The organism is Prolixibacter sp. SD074 (assembly GCF_009617895.1).
Lineage (GTDB): Bacteria > Bacteroidota > Bacteroidia > Bacteroidales > Prolixibacteraceae > Prolixibacter.
Genome location: NZ_BLAW01000001.1, coordinates 1,017,914 through 1,035,832 on the forward strand (window position 1 = coordinate 1,017,914; position 17,919 = coordinate 1,035,832).

Genomic DNA, 17,919 nt, shown 5'->3' on the forward strand with positions numbered 1-17,919 from the left:
AATATAGGTAACCTCAGATAATTACTTGAATATTTTCTGCAACTCGTTGCCAAGCTTTTTCGCGGCATCCTGAATCTGCTTCTTCGATGACTTTTTAAATTCCTCTTCGACGAGTTTTTTAGCATCGTTCAGGTTCAATTTTACTTCCGGTTGCTTGAATGTACCTCCAATGGTCACTCCTACCGGCAATTTTTGAATATTTTCCGAGCCCGGAACAAAGCCCAGGTACTTGTTAACATTGCCGCTTAAATTGTCTTTATCGACCTTAAAGTCTATTTTGTAATTCAGGTTTTGACTAACGGTTTGATGCCCGGATATCACCGCTTCCTGTCCGGCAATATTTGTTTTGAACGGCGAAACATCCAGACCTCCGTTAACAATCTTGAATTTTGTTGCAAAATTACCGATATCAACTTTGTGGAACGTATTCTTCTTGAAATATTTACCAATTTCCTGGAATACCTTCGCCCCCACAATCTGAATATCAGATGTAGAAATGTCGCCGTTTCCGTTAAACGATTGGAAAACCGGTTCCATATTTCTCGTTAACGAACCGGAAATGGATAAGCCTGTACTGAATGCACCGGTACTGTTCGACGCAATCGGCAGCATGGTTCGAACGGTCGACAATGAGCGATAGGCCTGTGGGATATCAAATCCCTTCACTTTCAGGTTGAAATCAAATTTCGGCTTTTGTGGCTGTGGCGTTTCATATGATCCATTCATCGTCACCTCACCGTTCAGCATATTCATTTGTAAACCATCCAGTAAAAGCTTTTTATTCCTGACAGTTACTTCACCTTTGGTTCCGGTAATCACCATCTTGTCATACAGAATTTTATTGATATTGGCCTGCATTGCAAAATCGATGTGATCGGGAACTTCAAAGGCTTCCATTTTGCTGGTATCGGTCTTTGTGGTATCGGTAGTTGCCATGCTGGCCATCAATTGATTCACATCGAGCAGATTGGAACTTACTTTCAGATTTCCCTTCAGTGTCTCACTTTTTAGAATATACGGCCAGTAGTTAGAAAGCGAACCGGATGCCGAAAAGTCGGAATGCCCCATATTCCCTTTTAGCGAAGCGAGCGATACTGAACGTGAGTTCATCGTCATATCAGCCGAGGAAATGGTTATTGGCATGGGCAAATCTTTCGAAGCCATTCGGAATCCTTTTAGCTGAACCTTTCCTTCGGTTTCAAACTTGTCGTACTGCTGCGTTTCAATAGCAGAATAGGGTCCGTTAAACTGAACAGCAGCATCAAGCAGGCCGCGAATATCCATCGAATCCATTGGCAACGCCTGCGATACTGTTGTGAAATCGATTTTCCCGTTCAGCTTTCCTTTCAACTGCATATCTCTCATCGGATGCGCAATGGAGAGGTTAGCCGAAACCGGGTTTCCTGCTGCCTTGGCTTCGAATTTAGTCACATCCACTGTCATCAAATCCAAATCGCCTTCGGGCTTTTTCACGCTGGCTGCCAGATTGACGTTTTCAACCGCTTTGGGCAAATCAGGATATTTTAACCAACCATTATCCAGCTTCAGGTCGATACCAAATGCCGGGTAGCTCGTTTCGGTATAAGCACCTTTTACAAATCCGCCAAATGTCACATCACCTTTCGTCTGAACATCTTTCAGATACGACTGGTATTCTTCGGGCACAAAGCCCAGCAATTCGTCAAATCCGGAACCGGGAGAACTGAATTTCAAATCAAAATCATAACTGGAATCAGCCAGGGCAAAGCTACCGTCGATTTTCACCGGTAGTTTATTGATGTGCATCTCATTTTCGGCAACAGCAAATTTCATCTTATCGAAGTTGGCTGTCAACACAGTATTCATATCCAGATTAATATCTTTCGCATACCGGCTGCCTTCGTAATCAAACGTGATATTCTTTACCTGTGCATCGGTTTTCAGGGTACTGTTCGCACCATCCATTGTTCCCGAAAGGTTGAATTCCCCTTTCTCCATCGAAAAGAACATGGGGGTTGACTCATCGGTATAACGGAGTGACAAGTTGTGCACTGCGATTTTATCCAGGTTCAATTGCATTTCTGATGCTGTTGTATCGGTGGTTGCCGGCTGTTCGTTTGAAGTGGTAATATCCCAGTTGCTTTTACCGGCTTTATTCACTTTCAGGGCAACCGTTGGATTGTCGACGATAATTTCATTCACATCGATTCCCTGGTCGAGATGCCACAAGCTGGACAGATTAATGGTAGTAGCTACCGAGCCTACACTCACCAGTGTATCGTTGGCAAAATCACCTTTCCCGATAACACGTAGCCCGTCCAACTCGGCGTACACTTTTGGAAAACTCTTGAACAGGGACAGGTTTACCCCATCGAGTTCAACCCGGGCATCAACCATCTCGTTAGCTTTGTCGAGCGCTTTCTGATAAACCTGATCTTTAAAAATCAGTGGAACGGCAATCATGGCAGCCAATAAAACCACCACAACTACGCCAATAATGATGAGTGCTTTTTTCATATCATCGTTTTTTATCTGTCCGTATAATTCTCATTCCGGCTAACCGGGAACCAAGCAATGCATTGAGAGTCTAAAAAATAAGTTTGGTTATTCGGCTGTCTGTTTTTTACTTCAACAAAGTATTGCGTAACAGGTTCAGGGCCGATTGCGACGAGCGAACAATATTTCTTCCGCGGTCGTTACCAAAGTTATATTTTTTTGAAACAACACCGTCAGGGCCGGCAACCGCTATCCAAACCAAGCCAACCGGCTTTTCCGGTGTGCCTCCTGTAGGTCCGGCAATTCCGGAAGTAGCCACTACATAATCAACTCCCAATACTTTTCGCGCACCAACTGCCATCGCTTCCACGACTTCGGCACTTACAGCTCCATGCTCAATAAGCACTTTTTCAGGGACACCGAGAACGTTTTCCTTTACTTCGTTGGAATAAGCTACTACGCTTCCGCGGAAATAATCTGAGCTACCTGCATCGGAAGTGAAAAAGTGTGCAATATTTCCACCGGTGCAACTTTCTGCTGTTCCAACTGTCAGGTTGCGCTGTTTTAGCAGCTTGCCAATATTCCCGGTAAGGGTATCATCTTCATAACCGAAAATATGTTCCGGGATAATCGTTATTAATTCCTGTACTTTTTGGTCAAGTACACGGTTCATCATGTCGCGGTCATCGCCCGTAGCGCTCAACCGCAACCGGATGTGCATCGGATTAGGCAAATACGCCAGTTTGATGAACGAAGGCAGATTGTCTTCCCAACCGGCAATCCGTTCGGCCAACACCGACTCCGGTAAACCTTGCGATAAAATGGTCCGGTGAATGATTGGTGTAGTTTTGAACCGGGTACGCACCCTTGGTAATATCTGCTCATTTACCAGTGTTTTCATTTCGAATGGAACGCCGGGCATAAAAACAAAAACATATCCCTCTTTTTCCATCCAAAGTCCGGGAGCTGTTCCCATCCGGTTGTGCAGCACAACCGCACTTTCAGGAACCAGCGCCTGGTCGCGGTTGAGTCCGTTCATCTGCACTCCGCGCGGAGCTAGCAATGTTTTTATGTGTTCCAGTACGTTATCGTCATAGACCAACTGTGTGCCAAAGAACTGACAAATAGCGTCTTTGGTCCTGTCGTCTTTTGTCGGGCCTAATCCTCCGGTAATCAGCACTAAATCGACTTTGCCCAAAGCATCTGCCAATGTTTCCAACATGTGGTCGTGCTCGTCTGATATACTGGTAATCTGCCGGACGGCAATTCCTTCGTCATTGAGTTGTCTGGCCATCCAGGCCGAATTAGTATCGATAATCTGGCCGATGAGAATCTCATCGCCAATGGTAATTAAATCTGCTTTCATCAAGTATTATAATCTGTTCATGGGGCCAAATGAAACCAACACTGCAGTTTTCATTCCTTCGGGTTAATATCGGTCTAAATTACGGAAAACAACCTTGCGTTCATCTTCAGAATACCATAAACCTGGGCCATGGTCGCTTACGGGTAACATCCTTTAGCCCGAAACAAATAGCTTATAAGCCATCTATGATCCTAATCCATTGAAATTTTGCAGATAATGTTCCAGCCGTCTCATCCCATCTTCCAGATTTTTATTCAGGAAACCTCTTCGCCCTGTTTAGCGCAGGCCGTATCCGAAGGGGTAAAATCCCAGTCGCATCAGTTTAAAATGCTGAAGTCCGAACGGAATTCCGATAATGGTGACACAAAACAGAATTCCGAACAGAAGATGTGTAACAGCAATCCAAAACCCGGCCAAAATGATCCAGATGACATTCAACAGAAACGAAATGACCGGGATGCTTTCGCCGGTCGGAACCACGTGTTTTCCGAAAGGGGTCAAATGAGCAACGCCCAGTTTAAAAGCCTGCAATCCCCAGGGAATGCCAACAATCGTCAGGCAGAGGACCAAGCCCCCCCAAAGATACTCGAAGAAGATAAAAACGCCTCCAAATACGAACCATATAATATTTCCTAAAAGTCTCATAACGAATAGGTATAATTGTCCTTCCTAAGGATGTTTGGGCTCATAAAAACAACGCCTGGGAGAAACAATTTTCCCTTCGTCTTTCAGCTTTTTCAGTGCTTTGTCGACCACCTTTTTGTCAATGCCGGCTCTTTCAGCTATTTCACCACTCTTAAGTGGGCGGCCGGTTTCGTTCATGGTTTGCAGGATTAGTTCACTGATTTCCATTGGTTAAAATGTTAGAGTTTTGAGATGCTGTTCATCAGGAAATGATCGGCCAGTACAAGGGCAGCCATCGCTTCAACAATGGGCACAGCCCTCGGCAATACACACGGATCATGACGACCTTTGGGATTGATCGTTACTTCGTGTGCCGAGCTATCTATTGTATGCTGCTCTTTCAGTAAGGTAGCAATGGGTTTAAATGCTACCCGGAAATAAATGTCTTCACCATTGGATATTCCTCCCTGCACGCCACCGGAGTGGTTCGTTTTTGTCCGGATTTTGTCGCCGTCTTTCACAAATACATCGTTGTGTTCCGAACCAGATAAACGGGTTCCGGCAAAACCGGAGCCATACTCAAAGCCTTTTACCGCATTAATTCCCAACATGGCATGTCCTAAATCGGCATGCAATTTATTGAAAACAGGTTCTCCAAGACCAGCTGGCGCACCTGTTGCAACGCAGGTAATTACACCACCAACCGTATCGTGATTATTTCCGGCTTCTTCAATGCGGGCAATCATTCTCCCGGCTGTTTCCAAATCCGGGCAGCGGACAATATTTGATTCGGTTAAACCAAGATCCAGTTCCAGGTAACTTTTGGCCACTTCCACCTCACCAACCTGCGATACATATGCCTGAATGTTTACACCAATATTCTGCAGCAACTGCCTGGCAACTGCTCCGGCAGCTACCCGGGCAATGGTTTCCCGGGCCGATGAGCGTCCACCACCGCGATGATCGCGCCGGCCATATTTCTTAACGTAGGTATAATCGGCGTGCGAAGGGCGAAAGATCTCCCGGAGGTTATTATAATCCTTCGAATGCTGATCTTTATTTCGAATAATGAAACCGATAGGTGTTCCGGTGGTTTTTCCTTCAAATATTCCCGAAAGGAATTCAATCTTGTCGCCTTCCTCGCGTTGTGTGGTAATATGTGATTGTCCGGGTTTACGGCGATCCAAATCCTTCTGCACTTTTTCCACATCCAGTTCCAGTCCGGATGGGCATCCGTCAATAACGCCGCCTATCGCTGCACCGTGTGATTCTCCAAATGTGGTTAACCTGAATATTTGTCCAAACGTGTTCATAGGCTGAAATAAGAAACCCGGGAAAGTCCCGGGTTGATAAAAATACGTTAATTTCTTTATTTCAAAAAGAAAATGTTTTTACGATTTGCTTAGCAGCCGCAACTTCCGCCGCCGCTTCCGCAACCACAACCACCGCCTGCATGTGCATGCTCGTGTTCGTGCTCGTGCTCATCGGTACTGCAACTTCCGCTACCGCAACCGCCGCCGCTTCCACAGCCACAACCGCCCTGGTTATATACAGCCGCCAATTCTTCAGCTGTTGCATCACGTACTTCCATAACCTCACCTTTGAAGAACAAATCTTCGCCGGCCAACGGGTGATTGAAGTCCATGCGTACCGTATCGTCTTCAACAGCCAAAACGATTCCGTTCATTCGCTGTCCTGAAGTAGACATCATCGGAACGGTATTTCCCTGTTTAACCAGTTCAGCATCAAACTCGCCGTTCACTTCGAAAATGTGTTTGGGCAGGTTAATGATGGCCTCTTCGTTCACTTCACCGTAAGCATCTTTTGCCGGAATTTCCACGTCAAATACGGCACCGTCAGTCAATCCGGCCAAACGTTCTTCGAACATCGGCAGCATCAACCCGGCTCCGTAAAGAAATGTCAATGGATTTTCACGTCCGGCAGTCTCGAATACTTCTCCTTCCTTCCCGTCTACTCTGAGCTCATAAGTGAGGGAAACCATTTTATCTCTAGCAATTGTCATAATAAGCTATTTAATACAAATTTTGCGTCGTACAAAGAAAGCACGAACTATTCTATCATGCAAATATCAGTTATCAAAAATACATTAATTTAGATTAAATTTAAAAGAAATTTCATCAATCATGTAGCTAATTAATAGCCTATAGCCTCTCCATCTTTTCTTGATTCAGATGCTCCGTAATAAACATCATTCTTAGCATCGTACATAATCGCCTGGTAACCACCATAAATTCCATTTTCAAAACCAACACGATGTCCTCGTTGCATTAATGTTCTTATCGCTTCGTAGCCAAAACCGCTTTCCAGCGAAATTTGCCCGGTTCCGTCGGCTGGTGTGCCAGTCGGTGATGTAGAACCATCGTGACTAATACGTGGCGCATCGCCGGCTTCCTGCAGCCCCATTCCAAAATCGATAACGTTCATCAAAATCTGGACATGTCCCTGCGGCTGGAAATCGCCTCCCATCACGCCAAAACTCATAAATGGCTGGCCATCCCTGGTAACAAAAGCCGGAATAATGGTGTGGAAAGGCCTTTTACCAGGTTCATAGGTATTGGCATGTCCTTCTTCCAGGTTGAAAAGCTGACCGCGATCCTGCAGCATGAATCCCAGTCCCGGAGGGACCATTCCGGAACCCATTCCACGATAATTCGATTGAATTAATGAAACCATATTCCCTTCATCGTCAGCTGCAGTCAGGTAAACCGTTTCTCCCTGGCTGATTTCACCGGCTGAATATTTTCCTGCCCTGTCGGGACGAATAAGCTTCCGGCGCTCGGCGGCATATTTTTCAGAAATCAGTGTTTCTACCGGTACGTTAGCAAAATCCATATCGGCATAGTATTTAGCCCGGTCCTCGAAGGCCAGTTTCTTAGCTTCGGTAAAGTAATGAATGTGATCAGCCGAGCCAAACCCCATGGAAGCAATATCGTAACCTTTCAAAATCTGGAGCATTTGTAACGCAGCAATTCCCTGTCCATTCGGCGGAAGCTCCCAAACATCGTAGCCGCGGTAGTTCACTGAAACCGGCTCCACCCATTCCGAATGATGTGAAGCTAAATCTTCATACGAAAGGTAACCTCCCTGTTCCTGGATAAAATCCGCGATCACATGTGCGATTCGGCCTTTATAGAAAGTATCGCGGCCGCCTTTGGCAATTTCCCGGTAGGTATTGGCCAGCATGGGATTCCGGAATACTTTGCCTTTATAGGGTGGTTCGCCGGCAGACATGTAAGTCTCTTTCACGTTGGGGAACTTTCGGCTGAAATATTCCACGGAACGGCCAAAGTAATAACCGATAATTTCCGTTACCGGGAATCCTTCTTCAGCATATTGAATCGCCGGAGCCAGAAGATCTTTCATGGGCAGTTTTCCAAAACGATTATGTAACGAGAACCATCCATCTACACATCCGGGAACAGTCACCGGAAGCGGGCCAAACGGCGGTATTTCCGTCAATCCCTTTTCCTTGAAAATCGCCAGTGTCAGCGCCTTCGGCGAACGGCCGCTGGCATTCAGTCCGTAAAGCTTTTTGGTTTTGGCATCCCAGACGATGGCGAACAGGTCACCGCCCATTCCGCTACCGGTCGGTTCCATCAATCCAAGCGCCGCATTGGCTGCAATGGCTGCATCGATAGCCGAGCCGCCTTTCTTCAGGATATCGATACCAATTTGTGTCGCCAATGGCTGGCTGGTACATACCATCCCATGGCGCGCCATCACCTCAGAACGTGTGGCGAAATTCTTACCGGTTATCCGATCCTGCGCAAACAGCGAGATACTTGTCAAAAAAAACAATACCAGAGAAGCAAATTTTTTCATTGTCAATTCGGTTTAAAATGAACGGGAATTTACAGAAATTCTGCCAAATGGACAGAAAGGCCACACGACAGACAAAAAAGGCAGATGCTCCTTAAATGGATTCATCCGCCTTTTTACAATCAAGTATGTTAAGCAGGAATAGTAAAAAATCTAAACAGTTACAACATGACAATAGTTTATTCCTGTGGGGTGATGATTCACTACTCTCCTTTTGATACTATTTCGTAACGAATATTGTCGAGACAAACATAAGTAGGTGTATTGATGCCATAATCACCGACATCAGAAGATCCAAAGCGGAAAGTTAATTTATTCACTTTACCTAAACCTGATAAATCAACTTTGGACCACTCGTTCACGATGTAATCCTGGCTGTTGTCTGTGAAACGGTAATCGGCCAGGTAAAACGCTACATTGCCAATTGAATCGCCGGCCGCATCGTAGCCGATAATGTCTACTTTGAACCAATCAGGATCGTTTCCGGTATCGCCGCCGAATTTTTTACCGTAAGCATCTCCGTCTTTCATCGAAAGCGCCGGATAGGCGTCATTACACAGCTCAATGTTTTTTACCTGGTATTCCTGGCCGTTCAGAAATGAAAAGTATACATCACCTGGGTATGACGGGAAAAATATGGCAAAGCTGTTGCCGTTATTGGCGGCGTCATAAACGCTGTACTGATTGCCATAACCGGCTGTTTGGGTGTCATTCAGTTTGGAATACGAAAAACTGTCCCAGGTTGACCAATCGGCGTTGTAATTATTCGGGAAAACCATATCGCCCGAAGTAAATCCGCCCGATGCATCGCTTCCGTTCCAGTAACCGGAAGAAGGCGTCTGGAGGCCTTCAAAATCGATTGTTTTCGTTTCAGTAATGGTTTCTTCCGATTTGTCGCAGGCAGTAAATAGCAAAGCCAAAGCAATTGTTGCCATGAACAATCCGTTTAATTTCTTCATGATTAATCCTTTTTTGTCGTTTGATTTCCATTGATTCGGAGGTCATTTTGAAGTTCACTGATGCATGACATACATAAACATGCATCGTAGTTGTCCCTGAGCGTTTCACTCAACGCATCGGGCAATCTTTCACGGGCACACCAACATTGCTGAATGTCGTCCTCCCGACATTCGAATGTGGAACCACAGCGCGGACATACATTTTCCATAATAATGACATTTAATTAGTGGATGATTCCGGCTTTCTTTCAAATGTGAAAAATGAAGAACAATTGCTTGCAGTTCATTTTTGCTATTTATCCCGAAAGCAAAAACTAGTCTGTGAACCGTGGCAGGTCTTCTGGCTCACCCGGGTTTCCTGCACCTTCCCGTTTCAAAATGAAACAGTGGTTATGCGGATCAGGAAACTCATAACTACGGGCTTACAGCTGCGGGAACAGCTCCGGATTTTCACCGGATTCCCTTTTCATTTTCTTCTCCCCGACCGGGAGTTGAAAAACCAAAATTCACGTCAAAGATATATGACATTTTCAAATTATGACCATTTTTTAACAGGATATTTTGCTTACTTTTCAACAATAATAGCATTTGATTTTTTACCCACGGCCAAGATTTCCAAGAAATGATGAAGGCCCGGAAGATGGCTAATCTGACCCGGCTGGTTGTGCTTGCCGGTTTCGTGATTATCTATCTGATTATGATTTCACAATTTCATTAAAGTAAACGAATTCGCTGCGAATGGCTTCTTTTTCTATTCCCGAACTGCCATTTTTAGTACTTTTAGTTTTTTAAAATGTGAAGAAAATGACTTCGGAAACGACCCGGAAACGCATTCTGGAATTAAGAGAAGAACTCGAGCAGCATAATTACAATTACTACGTATTAAACCAGCCAACTATCGGTGATGAAACTTTCGACCATTTGATGAATGAACTCATCGAACTGGAGAAAGAGGCGCCGGAATTGTACGATTCCAATTCACCTTCGCAACGCGTAGGCAGTGACATCAACCAGCAGTTTGCACAGGTTCGTCACACCTACCCGATGCTTTCGTTGAGCAACACCTATTCTGAGAGTGAAGTCCGGGAATTTGACCAACGGGCCCGAAAGCTCGTCGATGAACCATTCATTTATGTTTGTGAGCTGAAATTTGACGGGATTTCCATCAGTTTGACGTATGAAAACGGTCAATTAGTTCGTGCCGTAACCCGCGGCGATGGTGTTCAGGGAGACGATGTGACAGCCAATGTAAAAACCATCCGAAGTGTACCGCTAAAGCTGAAAGGTGACTATCCGGGAAAATTTGAGATACGCGGAGAAGTGCTGATGCCTTTTGCTTCGTTTGAAAAGCTGAACGAAGCACGTGCTGAAGCCGGTGAACCACCTTTTGCCAACCCGCGAAATGTAGCTTCAGGAACACTGAAACTGCAGAATTCATCTGACGTAGCCAAGCGAAACCTGGACGCCGTCTTCTATTATGTATTGGGTGATAACCTGCCGTCTGACGGTCATATGGAGTTGTTGGAAAAGGCAAAGAGATGGGGATTCAAAACCTCTGAACATATTAAGGCCTGTAAAAACGTAGAAGAGATATTTCAATTTCTCCATTACTGGGATGAGGAGCGGAAAAATCTTCCGGTTGCTACCGACGGCGTTGTGATTAAAGTGAATTCCCGCAGGATACAGGAAGAGATGGGCTATACGGCCAAATCACCGCGTTGGGCCATTGCTTATAAGTTTAAGGCCGAAAGACTGGCGACCCGTTTGAAAGCCGTCACGTACCAGGTGGGACGGACTGGCGCGGTTACACCGGTCGCTAATTTGGACCCCATATTGTTGGCGGGAACCATTGTTAAAAGAGCTTCCCTCCATAATGCCGATATCATTGCCAACCTCGATCTCCATATCGATGACCAGGTTTACGTGGAAAAAGGCGGGGAAATTATTCCCAAAATTGTGGGGGTCGATACCGAATCCCGAAAGGCAGGCGCTGCTAAAGTTGAATTCATAACCAATTGTCCGGAGTGTAATACACCCCTGAAACGCACGGAAGGCGAAGCTGCCTATTATTGCCCCAACGAAAATGGTTGCCCCCCCCAGCTAAGGGGGAAAATAGAGCATTTCTGTAGTCGTGGCGCCATGGATATTGAAGGACTTGGAAAAGAGACCATCCGGCTTTTCTTTGATAAAGGGTTACTCACCGACGTAGCCGGCATCTATGATCTTCCTGAAAAACAACGAGAAATTCTCGCCCTGGATTTCTTTCAGAAAAAATCGGTGGAGAACCTGGTAACTGGTATTGAGAATTCAAAAAAACAACCTTTTGAGAAGGTGTTGTTCGGTTTGGGTATTCGGTTTATCGGGGAAACAGCTGCCAAAAAAATTGTCCGTGCTTTTCGTTCTATCGAAAAACTGGAAGAAGCTTCGCTGGATGAATTGATTGCTGTAGATGAGATTGGCGAAAAAATGGCTCAGTCCATCCGGAATTATTTTGATGACGAAAAAAACCGTATTTTAATCCAGCGATTACGCAAGGCCGGCCTCACCATGGAAGTTGATGAGGATTCGCTTCCCGCTTCTGAAAAGCTGAAAGGCCTTACGTTTGTGATTTCCGGGAATTTTGGAACATCGCAGCGCAGAAAAGAACTGGGTGAATTAGTGGAACAAAACGGTGGGAAAAACGCCGGCTCTATTACCGGAAAAACAGACTATCTGCTGGCCGGTGACAAAATAGGGCCATCGAAAAGAGAAAAGGCTGAGAAATTAAAAATTCCAATCATCAACGAAGATGAATTTCTCAGGATGATTGAAGCGTAAGAAGCAATTATGATACAGCGAAGAAGACAAAAGATAGTGAAATTAAAAACAGCTTAAACAGGGTGCATTTATCGATTGATCTATAGAATAATCGATAGATATACTTACAATCTGTAAGCAGAAATATTATAACCATCAATATTAAATACGAATAACCAATCAACGAATTAGTAAATTTGTCCCGATATGTTCAAAAAAGCTTTCCAAACCGTTACGCTGAAAAGGCTTCATAAAAAGTCTCAGAAACAAGGACGTAACGTACTGGTCAATACATTCAACACGGCGAAATCTGCAGCGATTCTGTGGTATCCCGAAGATGACGGAGCAATGGAAAGCTATGAACATATGAGAAAAGTTCTTACAGAGCACGGCATTAGCGCCCGGGGATTGGCGTTGGTTGATTCAGAAGACGAAAAAGAAACGTTCAGTAAAGCATCGCATTCGCGGTTCTTTACAGGAAAAGAGATCGACTGGAAAGGAAATCCCAGGATGGACGACCTCAAAAGTTTTGTAAATACCAAATATGATCTGCTTTTGGATTTGTCCATTTCGGAACTGATACCACTACAGAGCATTTTGGTCAACTCTGCAGCCAGTTTTAAAGTTGGCTGGAAAGAGCCGGAAAACAATTTTTATGACTTAACCGTGGAAATCTCAGGGAAAAAGAATTGCCGTTATCTGACCGAACAGATTATTCACTATTTGGATTACATCAATCGAATAGATTAAGCATTATGGGACAAAAGTTTAGTGGAGCAGGTGCCGCTCTCATAACACCATTTAAAGAAGATAGCACAATTGATTTTGATGCACTTGGAAATTTAGTCGGGGATATGATTTCCGGAGGCATCGACTTTCTCGTTGTTTTAGGAACAACAGCCGAAACCGCTACCCTTTCGCAGGAAGAAAAGAAAAATGTAATTGATTTTATTGCCGAAAAAAATGCCGGACGACTTCCCATCGTTGTGGGCGCCGGAGGAAATAACACGAAAGAAGTAGTTGAAGGACTGAAAAACCTGGATGCAGATAAGATCGACGGAATTCTTTCTGTTGTCCCTTATTACAACAAACCCACGCAGGAAGGCATTTACCAACATTTTATGCAGATTGCCAAATACAGTCCGGTCCCTGTTATTCTGTATAATGTTCCCGGTCGTACCGGTATGAATATGGATGCAGCAACGACCATAAGACTGGCCGAAGCTTCCGACAAATTAATCGCTATTAAAGAAGCCTCAGGCGATTTGAATGAACTCGCTATCATTCTCCGCGACCGTCCCGAAAACTTCGCTGTTTTTTCCGGTGACGACGGCTTGACTGTCCCGGCTATTTCTTTGGGCGCCGACGGAGTTATATCTGTAATTGCCAATGGATTTCCGGCGCAAGTAGCTAAAATGGTGCATTTAGCAGCAAGTGGAGATTTCCGGAAAGCGTCGGCACAACACATGCAGTTTCTAAAACTTTTCAATCTTCTTTTTGTTGAAGGTAACCCGGGAGGGATTAAAGCGGCATTGAATGTAAAAGGCAAAGTACAGAATGTTTTACGTTTGCCTTTAACAAAAATCAGTGAAATCATTTACCGGGAAATTGCCGAAGAAATGAAAAAGATCAACTGATAACTGACGAGTAATCGTTATCTTGCGCCACCAAACATTATGAGATTTACCGCCATCTATATTATTTTTCTGGCGGGCCTTTTGCAGGCCTGCAGTCCCCAGGTTTCCAGGCAGGTGCAGGAACCAGGCATGGAAACGCCGGATCCGGCTTTAAGCATTGTCTATTTTCCATCGAAACTTCAACACAGTCTGCTTAATTCAAGTTGGTTGAAAAAAACCGGGAAAGATTACGCGACAGAACGACCGGTTTGTATTATTGGGAGTATTGTGATTCCGGCTTCACTTGGCACATCAGCAAAAGCAGTTGTTCCCGTCGTCGAGGCCAAGCTGGCTGCTTCCGGTTTATTAAGGGTTATCCATGGAGGAGACAGAAGGGGCCTGATCTTTTCAACGACTACGCCCCCATCAGAAAAGGCGCAGCTAAACTGGGCTGCCGGGCAAAAGGCCGATTATCTGTTGACCGGTGAAGTGGTTCGTAAATCGGGAAACGGAAAATACAAGGTACACTACCAAATGAAATCCGTTCCTAACGGGAAAAAAGTCTGGGAAGATTCTGTTACCATCGACATGCAATAATCAACGGCTGACCCGGAACCAGGGCTGGTAAAAATCCTTTTTATTATAAACCATCGGCTTACCATTCCATTGCGTTACTTCGCATCCGGATGCTTCGCAGATAGCGTGGCCGGCAGCGATATCCCACTCCATGATATTACTCAAACGCGGATAACAATCGGCGGTCCCTTCGGCCACCATGCACATTTTTAATGAGCTTCCGCGAATAATCACATCTACGTTATCTTTTCCCTTTTCGGCCATTATTTTGTCGAAATAGGCGCTGGTTTCCTTATTCATGTGTGATAAGCTTCCAACAAGCGTAAACTTTTCATGCTGATTTTTCAGCGGAAGCTGAACGCCTTTGGCAAAAATCTGCCCTGCCGAAAGCGTATCAGCATTGGCTGTGCGGTACGCTCCTTTATCGGCACTGCCAAAATAGAGATATCCGGTAACCGGGACGTAAATCACGCCCAATACCGGCTGGTTTTTATCGATAAGCGCAATATTCACCGTAAAATCATCGCCGTTACGAATAAACTCTTTTGTGCCATCGAGCGGATCAATCATCCAGAAATAATCCCACTTCTGCCGCTCTTCATATGAAGGAAATATTTCTTCTTCGCTTAAAAAGGGGAAACCATAAGGAGTAAGCATTTCAATAATCACCCGGCTGGCTTCCTTGTCAGCCAGTGTAACCGGACTGTCATCTTCCTTGTACTCCACTTCCAGTTCCCTTGACCGATGAACTTTCATAATGGCTTCACCAGCTTCCAATGCTGCACGAATGGCTGGCTTCAATAATGATTTGGGTTCAAATTTATCCATAATATATTTTCAAACCCGGTAAAGATAGGAAAGTTCAACTGCCTGCAAAATTCGCCGTTCAACAAAAAGAGAGATCTGTTATCTTTGCATTTGATGTATGCCATAATTGACATAGAAACCACCGGGACCAGTCACCGGAACGGGAAAATTACTGAAATTGCTGTCTACATTCACGATGGTCAACAGGTTACGGATTCATTCGTCAGCCTCATCAATCCGGAGTGCTTCATCCCATACAACATTACCCGGTTGACCGGCATTTCCAACGAGATGGTGGCTGACGCGCCCAAGTTCTACGAAGTGGCCAAACAGCTTGTAGAGATTACGGCAGGGCAGATTTTTGTGGCACATAATGTGACATTCGACTACAACTTTGTCAAGGAAGAATTTAAACGACTGGGATACGATTACCGCCGGAAAACGCTTTGTACGGTTCAGCTGAGCCGAAAATTACTTCCGGGGCACCGCTCCTATTCATTGGGAAACCTATGCTCCGATTTGAATATCTCGATCGATGGACGCCACCGGGCCGGCGGCGATGCTTTTGCTACCGTGAAATTGTTCGAAATTCTGATACGGCAGAATAACGAGCAAACGCAGAATCTGTTTTCCAATGCTCCGAAAGAGCTTTCGAAAGAAACACTCGAAGCACTTCCCGGGCAGACCGGCGTGTACTACTTTCTGAATGACCCGGGAGAAATCATCTACATCGGGAAAAGCAAGGACATCCATCAACGGGTTCTTTCGCACCTGGCCAACAACAGCACGAAGAAGGCCATCGAAATGCGCAGCAAACTGGTGAACATCGATTGGCAGATTACCGGCAGCGAGTTGGTTTCGCTGTTGCTCGAGTCGGATGAGATTAAAAGTCATCAGCCATTGTACAACCGGGCGCTACGGCGTACCCGTTTCCACTATGGCTTGTTTACTTACCAGGATGAAGCGGGTTACCAGCGCTTCGAAGTCAGGAAGATTATCGACGGGAAATTGCCGCTGACCAGTTTTTATTCGGCTGCTGAAGCCAAAGAATATTTGCATGATTTGGTTGACAAATACCAATTATGCCAAAAGCTCTGCGGCCTGTATCAAACCGATGGTTCCTGCTTTCACTACGAAATAAAGAGTTGCAACGGTGCCTGCATCGGCGAAGAAGCACCTGATGATTACAACCAACGGGCTGAAATGGCGGCAGCTAAGCTTCAGTTTCGTTCGCCCAACTTTTTCATTCTGGAAGAGGGACGCAGGAAAGGCGAATGGGTTGTCGTAAAAGTACAGAATGGCCGTTACACAGGCTTTGGTTACGTCGACGAAGAAAATTCGAACGAAGGTATTGGAGCCCTGCACGGTTGCATTTCTTCCCGGCAGGACAACCGCGATACCCAGGGAATCATTCGCAGTTACCTGAAGAAGCATCCGGCAACGCGCATCATTGAATTTGATCCTGGAGAACGGCCAGATCTGGCAGGTGAACGGAAATTATGACGACCGAAAAAGGGGTTTGGATGGGGCCCCCGATGCCCGGTTTTGAGCAATTTTTTTTACATTGAGGAACCGAAATAACTAACAAGATGAGAGTCGATCACCAAATCGAACGAACAAGTAGCCGTTGTCACCCTAAACCCGAAATGGATATGGGGCGCCCCCAAACAGTACCAAAACATGAATCGAGTACAACAACAGAGATTTACACCCATATATCAAAACGATATATTGAAAAGATTAAAAATCCATTGGATGAACTTTTCGAAAATTCAACATAATAATGTACACAATACATCCCAATATGGGTGTATAACAACAACTCATCAGTTGATATAAGAGAAATAACAACAATATTGATACACACTAGTTGGCACACATTAAAATGAAATAAGGATGAAACTAAATCAATTAGTCTTAACTGTCCTACTAATCGGACTATTTGCATGTAAGGATTCCAAGGATAAGATTGTAATTCATGGAGAAATTATAGGAGAAATACCTGAAAAAGTAGAATACACCAATCCTATTCATGGTATTTGTAATTGGAATTTTACAAAATCTGCTCAAGCCGATTCGCTTGGAAATTTTCAAATTGAGACGACATCAAAAGAACCCATATTCATAAAAATAAGAACTTCTTATACCGAACAGGGGACATTGATTGCAGAACCGGGTAAAACCTATTATATTCGTTTCAACTTGAATGATAAAGAAAATATTTTCTCTGTTGCAGATAAAAGCTCCATCATCCAGGAAACCTATAACAAGTTTCCAAACCCGGAACATATCCAGCTTGGAGCAAGAGAATTCTTACGAGATACAATAGCAACTAAAATTAAGGAAACAATTAACCAAAGAAGAACAGCAGAAATTGCGGAATTTGAAAAATTGTATTCAGATAAATTGATTTCCAGAGATGTATTCGATTTTGTAAAAACTGATAGAAATTGCTATTACGATGCTGTTTTAGCAACCATAGCATGGATAAAAGATTTAATGACCATACAGAGAGGGGAAAGAGTATTTACAAAAGAATTTGAAAATTTATGGAAAGAAACATTTAAGCAACCTCTTTTTTCAAATCCTGAAATTGTTAAATCGCAATGGTTCAATTTTTATGCTGAAAGTTATATCTACTTTCAGGAATATGTGAATGGTAATTTTACAAAAGAAAAATTAGAAGCATTAAGAGAATCAGACCAAACCAAAAACTACCGTGTAAATAATGCAAAAGAATATCTTCCTGCAGCGTTTTGTGAAGACTACTTAGCTAATTATTTATACCAAGAAAGTATTCAGAAAAAATATGAGAAAGAACTCATCGGATTATTTAATGATTTGAATTAGGCTCTTTGTA

16 protein-coding genes and 1 riboswitch are annotated in these 17,919 nt (G+C 44.3%); of the genes, 6 read left to right on the plus strand and 10 right to left on the minus strand.

Translation table 11 applies throughout. From position 1 onward, the window contains the following. Positions 1-21 precede the first annotated feature (21 nt). The 9 genes from GJU82_RS04435 to GJU82_RS04475 form a co-directional block, all read right to left on the minus strand. Positions 22-2,496, minus strand: a complete 2,475-nt coding sequence (locus GJU82_RS04435; protein ID WP_153631039.1) for an AsmA family protein — start codon at positions 2,494-2,496, stop codon at positions 22-24. Between the two features lie 106 nt (positions 2,497-2,602). Further along, a complete protein-coding gene (locus GJU82_RS04440; protein ID WP_153631040.1) occupies positions 2,603-3,841 on the minus strand; it encodes a competence/damage-inducible protein A in 1,239 nt (412 codons plus the stop codon). A 276-nt stretch (positions 3,842-4,117) separates the two neighbouring features. Next, the gene (locus GJU82_RS04445; RefSeq protein WP_153631041.1) at positions 4,118-4,486 is read right to left on the minus strand and encodes a YccF domain-containing protein; all 369 of its coding nucleotides are present in this window, start codon (positions 4,484-4,486) and stop codon (positions 4,118-4,120) included. Between the two features lie 24 nt (positions 4,487-4,510). Beyond that, positions 4,511-4,693, minus strand: coding sequence for an HTH domain-containing protein (locus GJU82_RS04450; protein WP_153631042.1), 183 nt, complete (start codon positions 4,691-4,693; stop codon positions 4,511-4,513). Positions 4,694-4,704: 11 nt separating this feature from the next. Continuing rightward, positions 4,705-5,778 (minus strand): chorismate synthase, encoded by a 1,074-nt coding sequence (gene aroC / locus GJU82_RS04455; protein WP_153631043.1) that lies wholly within the window; start codon positions 5,776-5,778, stop codon positions 4,705-4,707. Positions 5,779-5,867: 89 nt separating this feature from the next. After that, positions 5,868-6,488, minus strand: coding sequence for a peptidylprolyl isomerase (locus GJU82_RS04460; RefSeq protein WP_153631044.1), 621 nt, complete (start codon positions 6,486-6,488; stop codon positions 5,868-5,870). Between the two features lie 131 nt (positions 6,489-6,619). Beyond that, positions 6,620-8,308: a gamma-glutamyltransferase gene (ggt, locus tag GJU82_RS04465; RefSeq protein WP_153631045.1), complete on the minus strand. Its 1,689-nt coding sequence runs from the start codon at positions 8,306-8,308 to the stop codon at positions 6,620-6,622. 200 nt (positions 8,309-8,508) lie between these two features. Next, complete coding sequence (locus GJU82_RS04470; RefSeq protein ID WP_153631046.1) at positions 8,509-9,264, minus strand: DUF4465 domain-containing protein; 756 nt, start codon at positions 9,262-9,264, stop codon at positions 8,509-8,511. A gap of 2 nt (positions 9,265-9,266) precedes the next feature. Continuing rightward, positions 9,267-9,473 carry a cysteine-rich CWC family protein gene (locus GJU82_RS04475; RefSeq protein ID WP_153631047.1) on the minus strand — a complete coding sequence of 69 codons (207 nt, stop codon included), beginning with the start codon at positions 9,471-9,473 and terminating at the stop codon, positions 9,267-9,269. Positions 9,474-9,576: 103 nt separating this feature from the next. Next, positions 9,577-9,783: riboswitch (cobalamin riboswitch) on the minus strand. Between the two features lie 285 nt (positions 9,784-10,068). Here GJU82_RS04475 and ligA point away from each other — a divergent pair. From ligA to GJU82_RS04495, 4 genes are all read left to right on the plus strand, one after another. Continuing rightward, a complete protein-coding gene (ligA, locus tag GJU82_RS04480; RefSeq protein ID WP_153631048.1) occupies positions 10,069-12,081 on the plus strand; it encodes an NAD-dependent DNA ligase LigA in 2,013 nt (670 codons plus the stop codon). A gap of 186 nt (positions 12,082-12,267) precedes the next feature. Next, complete coding sequence (locus GJU82_RS04485) at positions 12,268-12,810, plus strand: hypothetical protein (RefSeq protein ID WP_153631049.1); 543 nt, start codon at positions 12,268-12,270, stop codon at positions 12,808-12,810. 5 nt (positions 12,811-12,815) lie between these two features. After that, the gene (gene dapA, locus GJU82_RS04490) at positions 12,816-13,697 is read left to right on the plus strand and encodes a 4-hydroxy-tetrahydrodipicolinate synthase (protein WP_153631050.1); all 882 of its coding nucleotides are present in this window, start codon (positions 12,816-12,818) and stop codon (positions 13,695-13,697) included. A 39-nt stretch (positions 13,698-13,736) separates the two neighbouring features. Beyond that, the gene (locus GJU82_RS04495) at positions 13,737-14,273 is read left to right on the plus strand and encodes a hypothetical protein (RefSeq protein WP_153631051.1); all 537 of its coding nucleotides are present in this window, start codon (positions 13,737-13,739) and stop codon (positions 14,271-14,273) included. Here GJU82_RS04495 and cysQ read toward each other — a convergent pair whose 3' ends face one another. Beyond that, positions 14,274-15,080, minus strand: coding sequence for a 3'(2'),5'-bisphosphate nucleotidase CysQ (gene cysQ / locus GJU82_RS04500; protein ID WP_153631052.1), 807 nt, complete (start codon positions 15,078-15,080; stop codon positions 14,274-14,276). It abuts the gene before it with no gap. A gap of 93 nt (positions 15,081-15,173) precedes the next feature. Here cysQ and GJU82_RS04505 point away from each other — a divergent pair, with 93 nt between their 5' ends. Then, entirely contained in the window at positions 15,174-16,562 is a 1,389-nt protein-coding gene (locus GJU82_RS04505) for an exonuclease domain-containing protein (protein ID WP_153631053.1), read from the plus strand. A 393-nt stretch (positions 16,563-16,955) separates the two neighbouring features. Next, positions 16,956-17,909 carry a hypothetical protein gene (locus tag GJU82_RS04510; protein WP_153631054.1) on the plus strand — a complete coding sequence of 318 codons (954 nt, stop codon included), beginning with the start codon at positions 16,956-16,958 and terminating at the stop codon, positions 17,907-17,909. Positions 17,910-17,919: the final 10 nt, after the last annotated feature.